General features: G+C 42.4%; 5 protein-coding genes and 1 pseudogene. 2 read left to right on the top strand and 4 right to left on the bottom strand.

Annotated elements, in window-relative coordinates:
• Positions 1-232: IS1-like element transposase (locus BGK49_RS26890; protein WP_005007989.1), on the bottom strand; the 232-nt coding region annotated here is incomplete at its 3' end.
• A 713-nt stretch (positions 233-945) separates the two neighbouring features.
• Between BGK49_RS26890 and ykgL the strand changes: the two are divergent.
• Positions 946-1173 (top strand): annotated as a pseudogene (ykgL, locus tag BGK49_RS12775) (protein YkgL).
• A gap of 34 nt (positions 1174-1207) precedes the next feature.
• Here the strand turns inward: ykgL and ykgO are convergent.
• The 3 genes from ykgO to ykgR form a co-directional block, all read right to left on the bottom strand.
• A complete protein-coding gene (gene ykgO / locus BGK49_RS12770) occupies positions 1208-1348 on the bottom strand; it encodes a type B 50S ribosomal protein L36 (RefSeq protein ID WP_000866436.1) in 141 nt (46 codons plus the stop codon).
• Positions 1348-1611 (bottom strand): type B 50S ribosomal protein L31, encoded by a 264-nt coding sequence (locus BGK49_RS12765; RefSeq protein WP_000803998.1) that lies wholly within the window; start codon positions 1609-1611, stop codon positions 1348-1350. The genes ykgO and BGK49_RS12765 overlap by 1 nt, the downstream gene beginning before the upstream one ends.
• Positions 1612-1974: 363 nt before the next feature.
• Positions 1975-2052: a small membrane protein YkgR gene (gene ykgR / locus BGK49_RS12760; RefSeq protein ID WP_052905027.1), complete on the bottom strand. Its 78-nt coding sequence runs from the start codon at positions 2050-2052 to the stop codon at positions 1975-1977.
• Between the two features lie 105 nt (positions 2053-2157).
• On the opposite strand from ykgR, the gene BGK49_RS26875 reads away from it, so the two are divergent.
• On the top strand, positions 2158-2279 hold a 122-nt coding region (locus BGK49_RS26875; protein WP_001422013.1), incomplete at its 3' end, for an IS1 family transposase.

Raw genomic sequence — 2279 nt, 5'->3', positions numbered from 1 at the left:
TGAGGCCAACGCCCATAATGCGTGCACTGGCGCGACATCCGACGCCATTCATGGCCATATCAATGATTTTCTGGTGCGTACCGGGCTGAGAGGCGGTGTAAGTGAACTGTAGTTGCCATGTTTTACGGCAATGAGAGCAGAGATAGCGCTGATGTCCGGCAGTGCTTTTGCCGTTACGCACCACGCCTTCAGTAGCGGAGCAGGAAGGGCATCTGATGGAAATGGAAGCCACGCAAGCACCTTAAAATCACCATCATACACTAAATCAGTAAGTTGGCAGCATTACCCGATTGGGCTTAAATTTATGTTTTTTTCCCGATGAGTGTCAATATGTGAACGGAAAAGGAATTCAATGGTTAAGTCAATATTTAGAAAAACTGAAAATATTGCTTTTTTGATAAGAAGAAAAAGACATTTGGTTTCATAAGGTTATTGGCAATATAACGTTCAATCCTTACTTGCATTTTATATTGGTCAGGAACTTTGCCCTGAAGTGTTAGGAATAGTCTTAATGCGCTGTGTGATGGACTAGTAAAAAAACAAGTTTTAAGGGTAAGGGATAGAATATAAAACTATAATGAGCTGTCATTGAAGATGATTTGCCAATCAGTAAGAAATTTTAATGGATTAACATGCCGCACAAAATGGTTATAGGTGTTCATTACAATAAGTGATGGAAAATTGAACGGGCGTATGTACGTCATCTGTTCGGTAAGCCCTCAAGAGCCAGATTAAGTGAAGTTAAACGAAGGCTGCCAGCTGTCACAGGAACGATGGCCTCTTTGTCAGGGCACTGAGTGCAGTTATCTGTGCGCGTTACTCTAACTGGCACTCGAACGTCGGCGACGGGGTTACCGGTGGATCAGACTGTTCCTGTGGCGTAAACGTTTTTATGTTAGTACCAACAGATTTACCACATTTATCATCTTAACAGTTTGAGTGAAAATGCAGGCTGCGCCGCAAAGGGAGGAGACTGAGTGGCGTGTTCAGTCTAAAAGAGAGTTGATGCCAGCATACAGGGGCGAAGCTGGTCAACAAGTCAACATTAAGATAATGGAATATTCGTAGAGAAACGTCAGGCAGTTGGCCTCAAATGAACAGGAAGAATATATCCCCAGGAAAATTAATGTTGGTGTTATAAACACACCAACATTAATCCGATCTGATTATTAATCAGACAAATATCGTTAATCCGTCGAATTTTGAATCAACGTTTTTTCTTACGACCCTGAACGGCCTTAAAACGTGGATTAGATTTACAAATCACATATAGCCGTCCTTTTCGCTTCACAATCTGACAGTCTGGATGGCGTTCTTTTGCGGTACGCAGAGAGTTAAGAACTTTCATCACGCCCCCTTTTTCGTGCTAACAAAACGACCAAAACGTTGGGTGAATCGTGCAACATTTCCTTCTGATGCCACTGTTCTCAGCTTCCCTGTATAGAACGGGTGCGATTTAGAAGAGACATCAATTGTCACGTACGGATACGTTACGCCATCCAGCTCAATCTCACGGTCTGTTTTGATAGTCGAGCCGATTTTAAAGTACTCATCAACACTGGTGTCGTGGAACACCACAGTACGATACTCAGGATGGATATTGGGCTTCATCATTTTTACCTGTTATGTTATAGCATAACCATAAAGATACATGCTCATCCGGATCATTTCAACACCCAATCCCTGTGACCATTAGTGGTATGTGGAATTTCCGCAACGGGGAAGTCTGGCATTGTTAACAGCCGTTGGCGACGCTCCCATAAACGCCTGGATGAGTGATTGATGATGGTTTCGCTGAGAGTATGGATTTTTCGACAATGGAGGTTATCTCCACTTTACTGGCCGATGATTTATCGCAGTATGATTGATTACCTGACAGCGTGTATTCCTCTCCCACGGATATAATAATTACTTACAAAAAGGGAGAGGATGCATATTTTAAATATCACTGAAGTGAACAGTTTATTGCCGTTATTAATAGAAATGGAGAAATAAATAGGCGTATTCTACAATTGCGACAAAAACAACGATATTAATTAGTTTATGACTGATTTATTGTACTTTATTCTCTTTCATTGGTACTTCCTCGCTTTAAAAAAGAGGGTGATGCTGCCAACTTACTGATTTAGTGTATGATGGTGTTTTTGAGGTGCTCCAGTGGCTTCTGTTTCTATCAGCTGTCCCTCCTGTTCAGCTACTGACGGGGTGGTGCGTAACGGCAAAAGCACTGCCGGACATCAGCGCTATCTCTGCTCTCACTGCCGTAAAACATGGCAACT

Source organism: Shigella sp. FC1544 (assembly GCF_001722145.1).
In the GTDB taxonomy this organism is placed as follows: Bacteria; Pseudomonadota; Gammaproteobacteria; order Enterobacterales; family Enterobacteriaceae; genus Escherichia; species Escherichia coli.
Note: the sequence above shows the minus strand (reverse complement) of the source record. Positions and strands in the feature narration are given on the sequence as shown.